This window comes from Streptomyces sp. JNUCC 63, assembly GCF_054366325.1.
The window spans coordinates 649,318-663,597 of record NZ_CM135963.1 but is presented as its reverse complement, the minus strand read 5'-3'; the positions used below and the strand labels follow the sequence as shown (position 1 = coordinate 663,597).

At 70.4% G+C, this 14,280-nt stretch carries 7 protein-coding genes and 5 pseudogenes; 8 read left to right on the top strand and 4 right to left on the bottom strand.

Features of this window, described 5'->3' with window-relative positions; all coding sequences use genetic code 11:
• Positions 1-14: 14 nt before the first annotated feature.
• The 3 genes and pseudogenes from ACX25U_RS03090 (at position 15) to ACX25U_RS03080 (ending at position 2,936) form a co-directional block, all read left to right on the top strand.
• Positions 15-734 (top strand): annotated as a pseudogene (locus ACX25U_RS03090) (IS6 family transposase).
• A gap of 295 nt (positions 735-1,029) precedes the next feature.
• Positions 1,030-2,139, top strand: a pseudogene (locus tag ACX25U_RS03085) (IS110 family RNA-guided transposase).
• Between the two features lie 56 nt (positions 2,140-2,195).
• Positions 2,196-2,936: a transposase family protein gene (locus ACX25U_RS03080; RefSeq protein ID WP_454388816.1), complete on the top strand. Its 741-nt coding sequence runs from the start codon at positions 2,196-2,198 to the stop codon at positions 2,934-2,936.
• Between the two features lie 177 nt (positions 2,937-3,113).
• Here the strand turns inward: ACX25U_RS03080 and ACX25U_RS03075 are convergent, their stop codons facing one another.
• A complete protein-coding gene (locus ACX25U_RS03075) occupies positions 3,114-4,655 on the bottom strand; it encodes a class I adenylate-forming enzyme family protein (protein WP_454388814.1) in 1,542 nt (513 codons plus the stop codon).
• A 197-nt stretch (positions 4,656-4,852) separates the two neighbouring features.
• Positions 4,853-6,112 (bottom strand): CaiB/BaiF CoA transferase family protein, encoded by a 1,260-nt coding sequence (locus ACX25U_RS03070; RefSeq protein WP_454388813.1) that lies wholly within the window; start codon positions 6,110-6,112, stop codon positions 4,853-4,855.
• Positions 6,113-6,625: 513 nt separating this feature from the next.
• On the opposite strand from ACX25U_RS03070, the pseudogene ACX25U_RS03065 reads away from it, so the two are divergent.
• The 3 pseudogenes from ACX25U_RS03065 to ACX25U_RS03055 all read left to right on the top strand — a co-directional run bounded on the left by ACX25U_RS03065 (position 6,626) and on the right by ACX25U_RS03055 (position 9,217).
• Positions 6,626-7,345 (top strand): annotated as a pseudogene (locus tag ACX25U_RS03065) (IS6 family transposase).
• Positions 7,346-7,351: 6 nt separating this feature from the next.
• Positions 7,352-8,005 (top strand): annotated as a pseudogene (locus ACX25U_RS03060) (ISAzo13 family transposase); the annotation flags it as partial.
• Between the two features lie 132 nt (positions 8,006-8,137).
• A pseudogene (locus tag ACX25U_RS03055) lies at positions 8,138-9,217 on the top strand (integrase core domain-containing protein).
• 107 nt (positions 9,218-9,324) lie between these two features.
• Here ACX25U_RS03055 and ACX25U_RS03050 read toward each other — a convergent pair.
• Together ACX25U_RS03050 and ACX25U_RS03045 are read right to left on the bottom strand one after the other, a co-directional pair.
• Positions 9,325-10,365, bottom strand: coding sequence for a phosphotransferase family protein (locus tag ACX25U_RS03050; RefSeq protein ID WP_454388811.1), 1,041 nt, complete (start codon positions 10,363-10,365; stop codon positions 9,325-9,327).
• Positions 10,362-11,573 (bottom strand): acyl-CoA dehydrogenase family protein, encoded by a 1,212-nt coding sequence (locus ACX25U_RS03045; RefSeq protein WP_454388809.1) that lies wholly within the window; start codon positions 11,571-11,573, stop codon positions 10,362-10,364. Before ACX25U_RS03045 ends, ACX25U_RS03050 begins: the two co-directional genes overlap by 4 nt.
• 189 nt (positions 11,574-11,762) lie before the next feature.
• Between ACX25U_RS03045 and ACX25U_RS03040 the strand changes: the two genes are divergently transcribed.
• The gene (locus ACX25U_RS03040; RefSeq protein ID WP_454388807.1) at positions 11,763-12,398 is read left to right on the top strand and encodes a TetR/AcrR family transcriptional regulator; all 636 of its coding nucleotides are present in this window, start codon (positions 11,763-11,765) and stop codon (positions 12,396-12,398) included.
• A gap of 890 nt (positions 12,399-13,288) precedes the next feature.
• Positions 13,289-14,194 (top strand): PDR/VanB family oxidoreductase, encoded by a 906-nt coding sequence (locus tag ACX25U_RS03035; protein ID WP_454394782.1) that lies wholly within the window; start codon positions 13,289-13,291, stop codon positions 14,192-14,194.
• Positions 14,195-14,280 lie beyond the last annotated feature (86 nt).

The window sequence follows — 14,280 nt, the reverse complement described above, 5'->3', positions numbered from 1 at the left end:
GAGGGGGACCGTCCGTGGACAGCGCGCCGCCGTCGTACCAGGGTCATCGGTACCCGGCCGAGGTGATCTCCCACTGCGTGTGGCGGTACTTCCGCTTCCCGCTGTCCTACCGCGAGGCCGAGGAAGTGATGCTCCAGCGCGGCGTCCTCGTCTCCTGTGAGACCGTCCGCCGCTGGTCCGCCAAGTTCGGCCAGGCCTAAGCGAACGGCCTGCGCCGCCGCCGGCCCCGGCCCGGGGATACAGGGCACCTGGACGAGGTGCTCGTGAAGATCAACGGGGAGCTGACGTACCGGTGGCGGGCCGTCGACGCCGGTGGCACCGTCCTGGACATCCTCGTGCAGGACCGGCGGGACACCGCTGCGGTCCGGCGGTTCTTCCGCCGCCTGCTGAAGAAGACGCGTGCGGTGCCGCGGGTGGTCGTCACCGACAAGCTGCGCTCCTACGGCGCCGCCCACCGTGAGGTCATGCCGTCGGTGGAGCACCGGCAGTCGAAGTCCCTCAACAACCGGGCGGAGAACAGCCACCAGCCCACCCGGCAGCGCGAACGCGTCATGAAGGGCTTCCGCTCCGTCGGCGCAGCCCAGCGCTTCCTGTCCGCGTTCAGCGGCATCTCACCGCACTTCCGCCCCCACCGCCACCTGATGACAGCCTCCGGCCACCGAGCCGAGATGACCGTCCGTTTCGCGATCTGGGACCAGGCCACCGGCGCTGCCAACCTGCCCACCACGGCCTGAGCACAGGTCCGGGCCGCGGGCTCACCACGCCCCGACGCACCATCAGACAGTCACGCACCCAACAACGTGACTGTGAGGATGATCGGGTGCTGCTCCGGGCGGTGGCTTGACTCGCAACGTGACTGGCCGTGTGCCTTGGCATTGATCTGTCGGCTACCTGCTCGGTGCGGTGCGTGCTGCCGCCGGGCAGGGGACGTGTCCCGATAGGGGCCTTCGCGACAGGCACCGTCACAGTCTTGACCGCCCCGGCCCGGCGACGGCCACCAGCACCCAAGGCGATCAGGAGAAGGCGACCTTGCCCAGCATCACGCAGCCCGCTGCCCCGTGTCACATCCCGGCCGACACCGCTGAGGAGGTCCTGCTCGGCGTGGACACCCACAAGGACGTTCACGCCGCGGCTGTCATCACCATGCTCGGTGCCGCCCTGGACGGCCGGAGCTTCCCGGCGACCGCGCAGGGATACCGTCAACTCGTCGCCTGGGCACGCTCGTTCGGAGTGATGCGACGTGCCGGCGTCGAGTGCACCGGCTCCTACGGGGCGGCCTTGGCCCGCCACCTGCACGCCGAGGGAATCAAGGTCACGGAGGTCAACCAGCCGGACAAGGCCGCCCGCCGGCGCCACGGCAAGACCGACGCCGTCGACGCCGAGGCCGCCGCCCGCGCCGTGCTGTCCGGGTGCGCCACCGCCACGGCCAAGACGAGCGACGGCCCGGTGGAGATGCTGCGACTGGTCAAACTCGCCAAGGGATCCGCGATCAAGTCCCGCACCCAGGCCATCAACCAGCTCAAGAGCGTCCTGGTCTGCGCCGACTCCCCCCTGCGCGAAGCCCTGGCCGGCCTGACCAACCCACACCTGATCAAGCGGTGCGCCGCACTGGGAGCTCTGGACACGACCGGGCCTGCTACAGCTGCCCGGCACACCCAGCGTTTGCTGGCCCGCCGAATCCAGCACCTGACCGAAGAGATCGACGACCTGAACCAGCGGATAGCCGAGGCCGTCAAGGCGAGTTCGCCCGGTCTGCTCGACGTACGCGGCGTCGGCCCGGACAGCGCCGCAGCCCTGCTCATCGCCGCAGGTGACAACCCTGAACGCCTCACCAGCGAGGCGTCTTTCGCTGCCTTGTGCGGCACCAGCCCGGTCGAAGCGTCCTCCGGCAAGACCCAGCGCCGCAGACTCAACCGCGGCGGCGACCGCCAGGCCAACGCCGCCCTCTACCGGATCGTCCTCAGCCGCCTGCGCTGGGACGACCGCCCCCGGAACTACCTGCAGTGACGCCTTGCCGAGGGCAAGACGCGCCGAGAAGTCATCCGCTGCCTCAAGCGCTACACCGCACGGGAGGCCTACCGGCTCATCGCCACTCCGAGCCCCGCAGCCAGCCGCGCACGTGCCGCAACCGCTATTTGACATCCATAGGGGCATCAACGCCGTGTCGCCTGCCGCTGTCGAGCGCGACCCTGGACATGGTCGCGGGCCTGGTCCGCACCCACCTGAAGAAGATCGGTTCGCGGTGGCGCAAGCTCCCACCGGGCCGCATCGCCCTGATCGTCCTCGCCGTGCTCCGTCATGACCAGCGACTCGCGGACATGGCCGGCGCCTACCAGGTCTCCGCCTCGACCGTGCGCCGCTGGCTGCTGGAGGTGATCCACCTGCTGGCCGCCCGCGCCGAACGGCTGGACCGCGCACTGAAGAAGATCGTCAAACGGGGCGGGGCTGTCGTGCTGATCGACGGCACGCTGATACCCACCCGGCGCCGCACCGGCGCCGACGACCACCCCAACTACTCCGGCAAACGCAAGATGCACGGCCTGCACGTCCTTGCCCTCACCGACGAGAAGGGCAACCTGATCTGGGTCTCGGCCGCCCGCCGCGGCCGCACCCACGACGTCACCGCTGCCCGGCACGACCACCTCACCACCCGCCTGCGCGAAGCCGGCCTCGGCGCCATCGCCGACCTCGGCCTGGACGACGACCCGGACAACCCGGTGATCATCACCGGCTACCGCGCCGCTCGCGGCCGGCGCCTGACCGCCGCGCAGAAAGAGGCGAACAGGCTCGTCGCCCGCGAACGCGCCGCGAATGAACACGGCTTTGCCGACCTGAAGAACTGGCGGATCCTCACCAAGCTCCGTCTGGCTGCTCGTCACGCCACCGTACTGCTGCGGGCCCTGCTCGTCCTCACCCGTGCCGAAGTCTCCCGGTGACAGATGATCACCTGCTACCGATCACGCCACCGACCAGTACGGGAACTCCCGCTACCGGTCACACCAGTCCCGTGACCAGCAACTTCAGGATGAAACGATCTCAGTGAGCAATCGCCGGACTTCTGAGGGACTTGTGGCCGGGCGGCCCCGGCATTTCGGGGCCGCCCGGCCTGCCTGTCACGAGCTGGACGGAGACAGCGCAATCGCGTCGGAAGGCGTGCGCGTGAACTGCTCCCGTAGGACCGGCTTGGCGAGCTTGCCCGAGAAGGTGCGGGGGAGCGGTTGCGCCAGGGCGACCGCGTGCTTGGGCTGCTTGTAGCGGGCGAGGGAGGCTTGTGCGGTCGATGCGAGGCGGCTGGCGACGACCGACGGGTCCTGGTCGGTATGGAAGACGATCATCGGGACCTCGCCCCACCTGTCGTCCGCCACGCCGATGACGGCAAGGTCCACCACCCCCTCCACGGAGCCGAGAACCTTCTCGATCTCGGCGGGGTAGATGTTCAGGCCTCCGGAGATGACCACGTCCTTCCTCCGGTCGACAACCTTGAGGAAGCCGCCGTCGTCCTGCAGGCCCAGGTCGCCGGTGCGCAGCCATCCGTCGACGAGGGTCTCGGCGGTCTCCTGGGGACGGTTCCAGTAGCCGTGCATGGTGTGCGAGCCGCGGACCAGAATCTCCCCGACCTCGCCGGCCGGGACCGTCTTGCCTTCGGAATCGGCGATGCGGATGGCGGTGCCCACGAGCGGCAGCCCGGCGAAACCGGGACGCGTGAGCGCATCCTCGTACCGCATGGTGGAGACCAGTCCCGATGCCTCGGTCAGCCCATAGACCTGCGTCACCGGGATACCGCGTGCCTGGTAGACCTTGAGTAGGTCCGGATTCACCGGGGCGCCGCCCGCTCCTGCGAACTTGAAGTCGGCCAGCCTGCGCCGTCCGAAGCCGGGCAGCGCCGCCATGCGCTCCCAGACCACCGGGACCGTCGTCGTCGCCGTGACCTGGTGCCGCTCCAATGCGTCGAGGCAGCGCTCGGCGTCGAAGTCGCCGGGCAGCACCATCGTCGCGCCTGGGTACACCACCAGTTGCATGAAGACCGAGATGACTGAGCCCGTGTAGACCAGAGGCGCGGCCAGCAATACGCGGTCGCGCCACGAGATTCCGTGGGTGAGCACTTGGGCCTGGCCGGGGGCCAGTACGGAGCGGTGCGTCAGCAGCGCGCCCTTTTGCACTCCCGTGGTGCCGGAGGTGTAGCAGATGAACGCGCCGTCGCTCTCGTCGACCTCGGTGATCGGCACCGTCCCGGACTCCGCCATGAGCAGGTTGTATCCCGGCAGGTCGGACGAATCGGTGGCGAAGATCTCAAAGCCGAGCGCCTTGTGCCCTGGCTCCAGCAGGTGGGCGAGTTCGCCCTCGGTCACCACGACGCGCGGGTCGGCGTCCTGGAGGAGGGGAGCGAGCTCCGAGGCCAGCAGCCGGAAGTTGAGCGGAACGCTGATCGCGCCCAGCTTCAGAGTGGCCAGGATGACATGGGCGAGTTCCGGGCGGTTGCGCATGAGCACGCCCACCCGGTCGCCCTTGCGGACCCCGCGAGCCGCCAGGCCACGGGCGAGGGCGTCGGAGACCGCGTCGAGTTCTGCCCAGCTCTGTACGTCGTCACCGAAGATGATCGCCGCGTGGTCGGGACGATTTTTCCCCCAGTAGCGAACGAGATCATTGATGTTCATGCCAGCTTCCCATGTCCCTTGTTCGGTTGCTGTTTTCATGCGCAAGACGGCAGAGCGCGGTGTTGATCCGTCAGCCCCCGGCTGACCGCGCCGAGCCTGCGACTCGCCCTGATGAGCAGAAGCTGCTCGGAAGAGGCACGGGTGACCGACGGATACGGGATGTCGGGCCGTGTTCTCTGTTGACTGTGTGACGCTTGTCAGGACGCGCCGACGTTGCGTCCGGCAGCCTGTGAGGGTGCTCCCTTGAGGCCCAGCTCGGACAGGACCGCTTCGTCGTAGCCCGCCACGTCCCGCAGCACCTCCCACGTGTGCGCGCCGAGTTCCGGGGCGAGATCGGCTGCGAAGTCCTCTCCGGCGACACGGACCGGACTCACCATCAGCTCCAGCTCGCCCACGCCGTCGTAGGTGACCGTGTAGGTGTTCCGCCGGGCCTTGAAATGGGGATCCTGGATGAGCTCGTGGACGCTGTTCACCGGTCCGCCGGCGATGTCGTGCGTGAGGAAGAGCTCAGTCCACTCCTCGCGCGTGCGCTCCAGGAAGATGGCGCGCAGTTCGCGCCAGACCGTCTCGGCGCGCCGGGCGGATCCCTCGTCGACGGTGGTCAGGTCGATCTCCAGGAGGTCCGGACGGTCGACGGCATGGCAGAAGTTCCGCCAGAACTTCTCCACGTGGGCGCCGAACAGCATGGCGCCGCCGTCCTGTGTCCGGTACGCCTCCAACCGGGGCCAGTCGGGCAGCCGCCCGTCGGGCAGCCAGGCGGAGCGCTGCGTCGTCCGGCCCTCGTTGAGGGCCGCGTCGGTCTCGTCCGGAATCCAGCTGGCTGCCACGTCGATGCCGGCCACCTCGAGCCGTGTCCCTGCCCCGGTGCGGCGGGCGTGGAGAATCCCCGCGAGTATGCCCATCGCTCCGTAGGCGCCCAGTCCGTACATCGCGATCCCTGGTGCGGTCGAGCCCGCGATGCCCTTGTCCGGGGGCGTGCTCGGAGTCGCCACCTCGCGCAGGCCGGCGTAGGCGTCGAAGACAGGTCCGCCACTGCCCAGCCGCCGGTAGGGCCCGTCGCTGCCGAGGCCGGAGACCGTGCAGAAGACGAGCGCCGGGTTGGTCTCCTTCAGTACGTCGTATCCCAGGCCCAGCCATTCGAGATAGCCGGCACGTGTTCCCTCGATCACCGCGTCGCTGACCTTGGCCAGCTCCAGGAAGGCAGCCTTGCCTGCGTCGCTCCGCAAATCGAGCGCCACGCTCTTCTTGCCGCGGTTCCAGCGCAGGTGCATGAAGGCCGGACCGTCGGGTCCGCCCACCGCCAGGGAGCCACCGGTGCGCACGGGATCGCCCACAGGCCCGGTTTCGACCTTGATCACCTCGGCACCGAGATCAGCAAGATGGCCACCGACAGACGAGGGCGCCAGGTGGGCGACCTCCAGGATGCGCACCCCTGCCAACAACGAGTAGCCACTCATGGGAACCTCCAGGTCGTGAGCCGAGTCATTGTGTTTCCCACGCACAGCCCGGCCCTGATTTCTGGTGAGGTGTGCAGGGGAGAGCCGGACGCCCACGGCATGCTGTCCGGTGCGTCACGGGGGGCTGGGTGACAAAGCGTTCAAGAGGGCGGAAGCACGGGATGTGGCGTCCACCGCAGCGCCGTAAACCTAATGGCATTCGCCAGGTCGGGCAAGGCCTTGCAGGCGCCCGGGTGCTCCTCACTGCCGCGCCCCGTCGGTCCTGGCCCTTGTGGTCGGCTGGCCGACTGTGTGGAGTATCTGGGGAATCGCCTGGCGACGGCCATCCCGTGCTCACGAGGAGAGGTTCGGGGTCTTGACCGGTATTAACCGACAGCAATAAGTTTAAGGCGCTTGTCTTCTGCGGGTCCCTGTCACAGGCTTACCGGTCCGGCGGGCATGGTCGGGGTGCTGTCACGTTGGCTGACCGGGTGGGATGATCTTCGGGTTGGTCATGGTGGAGGGGGACCGTCCGTGGACAGCGCGCCGCCGTCGTACCAGGGTCATCGGTACCCGGCCGAGGTGATCTCCCACTGCGTGTGGCGGTACTTCCGCTTCCCGCTGTCCTACCGCGAGGCCGAGGAAGTGATGCTCCAGCGCGGCGTCCTCGTCTCCTGTGAGACCGTCCGCCGCTGGTCCGCCAAGTTCGGCCAGGCCTAAGCGAACGGCCTGCGCCGCCGCCGGCCCCGGCCCGGGGATACAGGGCACCTGGACGAGGTGCTCGTGAAGATCAACGGGGAGCTGACGTACCGGTGGCGGGCCGTCGACGCCGGTGGCACCGTCCTGGACATCCTCGTGCAGGACCGGCGGGACACCGCTGCGGTCCGGCGGTTCTTCCGCCGCCTGCTGAAGAAGACGCGTGCGGTGCCGCGGGTGGTCGTCACCGACAAGCTGCGCTCCTACGGCGCCGCCCACCGTGAGGTCATGCCGTCGGTGGAGCACCGGCAGTCGAAGTCCCTCAACAACCGGGCGGAGAACAGCCACCAGCCCACCCGGCAGCGCGAACGCGTCATGAAGGGCTTCCGCTCCGTCGGCGCAGCCCAGCGCTTCCTGTCCGCGTTCAGCGGCATCTCACCGCACTTCCGCCCCCACCGCCACCTGATGACAGCCTCCGGCCACCGAGCCGAGATGACCGTCCGTTTCGCGATCTGGGACCAGGCCACCGGCGCTGCCAACCTGCCCACCACGGCCTGAGCAGGCGAGCGCCAGCGCCGTCTGCTGAGGGGGGCCGAGGCCCGGATCCTGGGCCACGGCGGGATCCGGGCTGCCGCGCGGGCGGCCGAGGTCGGCGAGACCACCGTCCGCAACGGCGTCGACGAGCTGGAAGCGGGTGCGGAGCCGCTGGGTCGGGTCCGCCGCCCCGACGGCGGCCGCAAGAGGGCCGCCGCGGTGGATTTGGGGCTGCGACCTGCACTGTTGGCACTGGTCGAGCCGGACATGCGCGGGGACCCGATGTCGCCGCTGCGCTGGACGACGAGGTCGACACGCAAACTCGCCGCCGAACTCACCCGGCAAGGCCACCGCGTCCCGGCGGACACGGTGGGCGACCTGCTGCGCGAGAAGGGCTTCAGCCTGCAGGCCAACGCCAAGACGATCGAAGGCACGCAGCACCCGGGCCGCGACGCCCAGTTCCGCTGCATCAACGAACAAGCCCGCGATCACCGGGACGCCAGGGACCTCGTGATCAGCGTGGACACCAAGAAGAAAGAGCTGGTCGGCCAGTACAAGAACGGCGGCCGTGAGCGGATGCCGAAGGAGGAACCGGCCAGGAGCAAAACGCACGACTTCCTGGACCGGCAGGGGCCGGGCAAGGCCGTCCCCTACGGGCTCTATGACATCACCGCGAACACCGGCTGAGTCAACGTCGGGTGCGACCACGACACCGCGGCGTTCACAGTGGAATCGATCCTGTGGGGCTCGTTTATTCATCGCTGCAAGTGAGGGCGCATCTCGGGCGCCTTCAGGGGCGGTTGGGATCATGCATGAGTGATCGTGCCGTTGCCGTACCAGATGACCCGGAAGCTGCTGTCCGTCCCGACGGTGCTCCTGCGCCGCGACACGGCCAAGGACGCGGAGCTGCTCGTACTGCGGCACGAGAACGCGGTGCTGCGTCGGCGGCTCAAGGGGCCGGTGCGCTACGAGGCCGCGGGCCGGTTCTGGCTCACGGCGCTGTCCGCACTCATCCCCCGCCGCCGCCGGCGAGCGGTCTTCCCGATCGCCGCGGGGACCCTGCCGCCCTGGCACCGCCGACTGATCGTGGCGAAGTGGGACTACACCGCCCGACGCGGCCGAACCGGCCGCCCACCCGTCAAAGCCGCGCTCAAGAAGCTCACCCTCCGCCTGGCCAGGGAGAATCCACGGTGGGGGCACAGGAGAGTCCAGGGCGAACCGGTCCGGCTCGGGCACCCGATCGCCGCCTCCACGGTGTGGCAGATCCTGCATGCGGCCGGGCTCGACCCGGCTCCGCTCCGGCCCGACCTGGCGGGAGTTTCTGACGGCCCAGGCCCAGGGCATCGTCGCGGTCGACTTCCTTCACGTGGACACCGCGCTCGGTGGGCGGTTGTATGCGCCGGCGTTCCTCGAGCACGGCACCCGGCGGCTGCACATCCCCGGCGTCACCGCCCACCCGACCCGGGAACGAGCGGCCGGCAGGCCCGGAACTTGGCCGCCGACCTGGGCATGCGCAGGGACTCGTCGCGGTTCCTGCCGCGGGACCGCGACGACACATACGGTGCGGCGTTCGACGCGGTCTTCGAGGCCGAGGGCCTGGATGTGATCTTGAGTGCGCCGCGGGCTCCCCGGATGAACGCACACTGCGAGCGGGTGATCGGAAGTATCCGGCGCGAGGCCCTCGACCACGTCCTGATCACCGGCGAGGCCCACGCCCGGTGGGTGCTGACCGGCTATCAGGACCACTACAACAGGCATCGGCCGCACCGGGCACGCCAACAGCTCCCACCCGACGCCGACCGCCGGCCCGCCACCGTCCACGACCTCGACGACCGAAGACTCCTACGCACCCGAGTCCTCGGCGGCGTCATCAACGAGTACCGATACGCGGCCTGACGTGCAGCGATGACTTTCCGAGCCCTACACGATGCCGCGGGAGGATCCGGTGACGAGCGCGGCCAAGCGTTCCTCTTCCGGGGAATCCGCTGTGACTGCCCGGGCGTTCACGAGGTGTTCCCTTCCGCGAGTGCGCGCAGCCCGGCTGCCGCGAGCTGGGGCACGGCGTCGCCGACCGTTTCGAATCCGTGGCCGACGGTCATTCCGGCCCGGTGGCGGGCGTGGATGCCTTCGGCGATCACGGCGATCTTGAAGTAGCCGAGGCCGAGGTAGAAGGCGAGCCGCCCCAGGTCCCGGCCGGAGGCACGGGCGTAGTGCTCGGCGAGGTCGCGGGGGGAGGGCAGCCGGTCGCTGGTGGAGGCGGCGGAGCCGCCCAGTACCGGGTCGAACGCCGGGTCCCGGTAGACCAGCGTCATGCCCAGGTCGGCGAGCGGGTCGCCGATGGTGGCCATCTCCCAGTCGACGAGTGCGCGGATCGTACCCGGGTCGGCCGGGTCCAGGATGGCGTTGTCGATGCGGTAGTCGCCGTGGACGATGGCTGCGCCGCTTTCGGCGGGCACCTCGGCGGCCAGGCGCTGGTGGAGGGTGTCGATGTCGGGCAGGTCGCGGGTGGCGACGCGTGACCACTGGTCGCGCCAGCGCCGGACCTGCCGGGTCAGGTAGCCCTCGGGCCGGCCGAAGCCGGTGAGCCCGGCCTCCTCGTACGGCACGGCGTGCAGCCGGGCGAGCACGCCGACCAGGGCGCCGGCGCAGCGGTCGATGTCCGCCTGCGGAAGGGCGTGCAGGTCCTCGCGGGTGCGCAGCACCGTGCCCGCCACGTGGGAGACGACGCAGAACGGCGCGCCGAGCACGTCGGGGTCCTCGCACAGCGCCACCGTCCGGGCGACCGGTACGCCGGTGCCCTGCAGCGCGGCGACGATCCGGTACTCGCGTCCCATGTCGTGCGCGGACGGCGTCAGGACCCCGAGCGGCGGGCGGCGCACGACCCAACGGGAGCGGCCGTCGGTGACCAGGTAGGTCAGGTTGGAGCGGCCGCCGTGCAGCAGTTCGGCCCGCAGCGGGCCGGCGGTTTCCGGCACCTGGGTCTCGAAGTACCGCTGGAGTGCCGCCAGGTCCAGGCCCTGGGGGCTCGTCGCCTCGGCGGTCACGGCTGGGCTCCCGCGGTCCGGCCGTCCAGGTGGCGCCGGACGACCCGGCGGGCGATCGCCCAGCGGTGCGTCTCGGAGGGGCCGTCGTAGATGCGGAACGGGCGCACCTCGCGCAGGAAGCGGGAGAGCAGGATGTCCCCGGAGACGCCCAGTGCGCCGCAGATCTGCAGTGACCGGTCGACGACCCGCCACACCGCCTCGGCGGTGAACGTCTTGGCGATCGCGGTGGACTGCGCCCCGGAGCGGCCCTGGTCCAGCTCCCGGCAGGCTTGCAGGATGAGCCCGCGGGAGGCGGCGATGTCGATCTCGTTGTCGGCGATCATCTGCTGGATCATGCCGAGTTCCGCGAGTCGGGAGCCGAACAGGTGCCGGTCCGCGGCGCGGGCCACCGCGATGTCCTGGGCGCGGCGGGCGATGCCCAGCCAGCGCATGCAGTGGGTCATCCGGGCCGGGCCGAGCCGGACCTGGGCGTACTCGAACCCCTTGTCGACCTCGCCGAGCACCGCCTCGTCCGGCACGACGCAGTTGTCGAAGACCACCTCGCAGTGCCCGCCGAAGAAGGCCTCGTCCAAGGTGTCGATGTGGCGCACGATTTTCATGCCGGGGTTGCCGGCGTCGACGAGGAACATCGTCGCCCCGCCCCGCGTCCCCGGCTCGCCGGAGGTGCGGGCCATGCAGATCGCGTACGCCGCGCCGTCCGCGCCGGTGATGAACCACTTGCGGCCGTCGATCCGCCAGCCCCCCGGCACCTTCTCGGCGCGGGTCGTCAGCGCCGAGGGGTCCGAGCCGGCGCCGGGCGCGGGCTCGGTCATCGCGAAGCACGACCGCACCCGCCCCTCGGCGAGTGGGCGCAGGTAGCGCTCCTTCTGTTCCGGGGTGGCGATCGCCTCCAGCATGTGCATGTTGCCCTCGTCGGGGGCCGCGATGTTCAGCGCCAGCGGGCCGAACAGCGAGTAGCCGGCCTCCTCGAACACCAGGGCGCGGCCCCGCATGTCCAGACCGTGGCCGCCGAACTCGGGCGAGACGTGCGGGGCGAAGACCCCCGCACTGCGGGCGGCCTCCTGCAGGCGCGTCCGCAGCGCCTCCCCGCCGGCGGCGGAGACGCCCCGGTACTCCTCCTCGGCCGGGATCACCACCTCGCGGACGAACTCCGCCGTACGGCGGGCGAGATCCCCGACCTCGGGGCTGTGGTCCAGGTTCACGGGCAAGGGTGCCTCCTGACGCCAGGCAGGCTCGTGCACTGCGCGGCCTCGCAGCTTGGCTAATAGTCGTTAGCCACATGACAACGGTCCGGTGCGTGGATTGTCAAGACCCGCAGGACTTCTCCCCCACGCACCGCCCCCAGGCCCGCTAACATGTACTAGCCGAATCCCGCAGCCCACGCCGAGGAGCCTTCTGTGCCGCAGCCCCGCACGCATCGAGACACTGCTGCGAACCGGCCCGGCAGCACTCCGGCAGCCGGCGGTCCCCCGCGCGCCCACGCGATCCGGGCCGCCGCCCTGGAGTTGTTCACGCAGCGCGGGTACGCGGCCACCACCATGGCCGACATCGGTGCGGCAGTCGGCGTCCGCGGGCCGAGCCTGTACAAGCACGTCAGCTCCAAACAGGCCCTGCTCGCGCAGATCATGATCGGCACGATGGACGCGCTCCTCGCCGCCCACCGGACCGCCGTCGCCGGGACCGAGGACCCCGCCGAGCGGCTCAGGCGCGCCACCGAGGCCCACGTCCGCTATCACGCGCGGCACCGGCTCGAGGCATTCGTCGGCAACCGGGAGATCCGCAGCCTCGAAGAACCGCACCGCACCGCGGTCCTGGACCGGCGCGACACGTACGAGAAGGCATTCCGCGAGCTGGTCGAGGCCGGGGTCGCCGCGGGACGCTTCCACGTCGCATCGGCCCGCCTGACCTCGTACGCCATTCTGGACCTCGGGATGGGCGTGGCCGTCTGGTACCGCGAGGACGGAGAGCTGACGGAGGACCAGATCGTGTACCAGTACGGCGACTTCGCCCTCCTCCTGGTGGGCTCCGGGTGACCTGTTCGCGCTGGCTTCCGGGCGCGGGCCGGGCGCGTCCGCCGGGACGGCGGAGCCGTCCTGCGCCCCCCCGGCTCCCATCCGTGCCCCGGGCGGGGAAGACGAACGGTTGACTCACGGTCACTCGATGACGGCGCCCGGCCGCAGTGAGGCTGATCGTCCGCCGAGGCCGCGTCGCCGGGGACAGTGGACGGCAAGCCGTCCCCCTCGGTCCCGGTGCCGGCAGGTGCGGGCGGCGGCCAGGTGGCTGACATGGTCACGACTTTGACGGGCTTGCCCAGTGCCGAGCAGGCGCGCAAGGGCCTGGCCGGGCTGACGGTGGCGGCGCACGGCCCGATGGCCGGCTGAAGTCACGCCAAGTTCCCCCACTGGGCCGCGCAGGGCGAGTCCTGCGACACCCGGAGACGGAGCTGGAACGCGACGGCGCCGGCGTCGTGCGGGACTTGGGAGCCGTAATGGCTGCCGTGTGCGTGCCGACCGCGGTCGGGCCCACGTCTGCCCTGGGTGTCGAGGGCGTCTCCGCGCGCCGGGCTGCGACGCCGCCGTGCCCGGGTCGCCCTGTCCTCGTCGTGACAGGGAGTCGGGCAGGTTCTGCCGCCTTTTCCCCGGCCGGTCCCGCCTTTGGGGCCGACCCCCGCACTCCGCCGCCTCGCGATGGTTCCGTGAACCTTCCCGTCCCCGGTCCAGTGCGTCCCGACCCCGGGGGACGCCCGGACGGGGGAAGCCGTCTTCTTCGCAGACGGGGGTGGCGGCACGCAGTAGATGCAGTTAATCTACAGCCATAAGATTATTTGGTTGCGGCGAGTGGTCGATCCGCAACTGCTTGAGAGGTGAGAGCGGTGCCGGCGAACGAGAGTGTTCATGATCTGGTCGTCCGACGGCGTGACCAGATGGCCCAGGACGTGGTGCGCCTGACGCTGGTGTGCCCCGACGGCGGCGAAGTCCCCTTCTGGGAACCGGGTGCGCACATCGACCTGGTGCTCGGCGGCGGCCTGGTACGCCAGTACTCGCTGTGCGGCGATGTCGGAGATCGTGCCGGATTGCAGGTGGCGGTGCTGCGCGAGCAGGCCGGCCGCGGGGGCTCCGCCCACGTGCACGACAGGTTGGCGGAAGGGGACCGTGTCCAGGTCCGCGGCCCCCGCAACAACTTCGCTCTCGTCGACAGCCCCGAGTACCTGTTCATCGCCGGCGGTATCGGTATCACGCCGCTCATGCCCATGATCCGCCGGGCGGAGGCGGCGGGGGCGGAATGGACACTCCTCTACGGTGGCCGGACCCGCTCCTCCATGGCGTTCCTCGACGAACTCGCCGGTGAGCGCGCCGACCGGGTCCGTATCCAGCCGCAGGACGAGTGCGGGCTGCTGGACCTGGAGTCGGTCCTGGGCGAACCCCGGGACGGAGTCGCAGTGTACTGCTGCGGGCCGGAGCCGTTGCTGGAAGCGGTGGAGAAACTCACCGCGTCCTGGCCGCCGGGGAGTCTGCACCTCGAGCGGTTCTCCCCCAAAACGCTCCACGACGCCCCCGAGCCCGGAGGGTTCGTCGTGAAACTCGCCCGCACGGGCACCGTGGCCACCGTGCCCGCCGACCGCTCCATCGTCGACGTGCTAGGCGACGTCGGCATCGACCTGCCGACCTCGTGCCGAGAGGGCACCTGCGGCACCTGTGAGACGACCGTGCTCGAGGGCCGGCCCGATCACCGGGACTCCTTGCTCTCCGAGGAAGAGCGCCGGCAGGGCAAGACGATGATGCCGTGCGTGTCCCGGTGCCTGTCACCGACCCTGGTCCTGGATCTGTGACGAACCGGGCCACCGGCACACCCCGGCGCAAGGATCGAACGGGGGACCGGACGGGGCGGGCCGTGTGCGCCGGGGCGCGCCGCCCG

Excerpts from the sequence above, each read along its gene's own strand:
- ACX25U_RS03080 (WP_454388816.1), top strand. The coding sequence starts at position 2,196 with ATGGTCGCGGGCCTGGTCCGCACCCACCTGAAGAAGATCGGTTCGCGG.
- ACX25U_RS03075 (WP_454388814.1), bottom strand. The coding sequence starts at position 4,655 with ATGAACATCAATGATCTCGTTCGCTACTGGGGGAAAAATCGTCCCGAC.
- ACX25U_RS03070 (WP_454388813.1), bottom strand. The coding sequence starts at position 6,112 with ATGAGTGGCTACTCGTTGTTGGCAGGGGTGCGCATCCTGGAGGTCGCC.
- ACX25U_RS03035 (WP_454394782.1), top strand. The coding sequence starts at position 13,289 with ATGGCCCAGGACGTGGTGCGCCTGACGCTGGTGTGCCCCGACGGCGGC.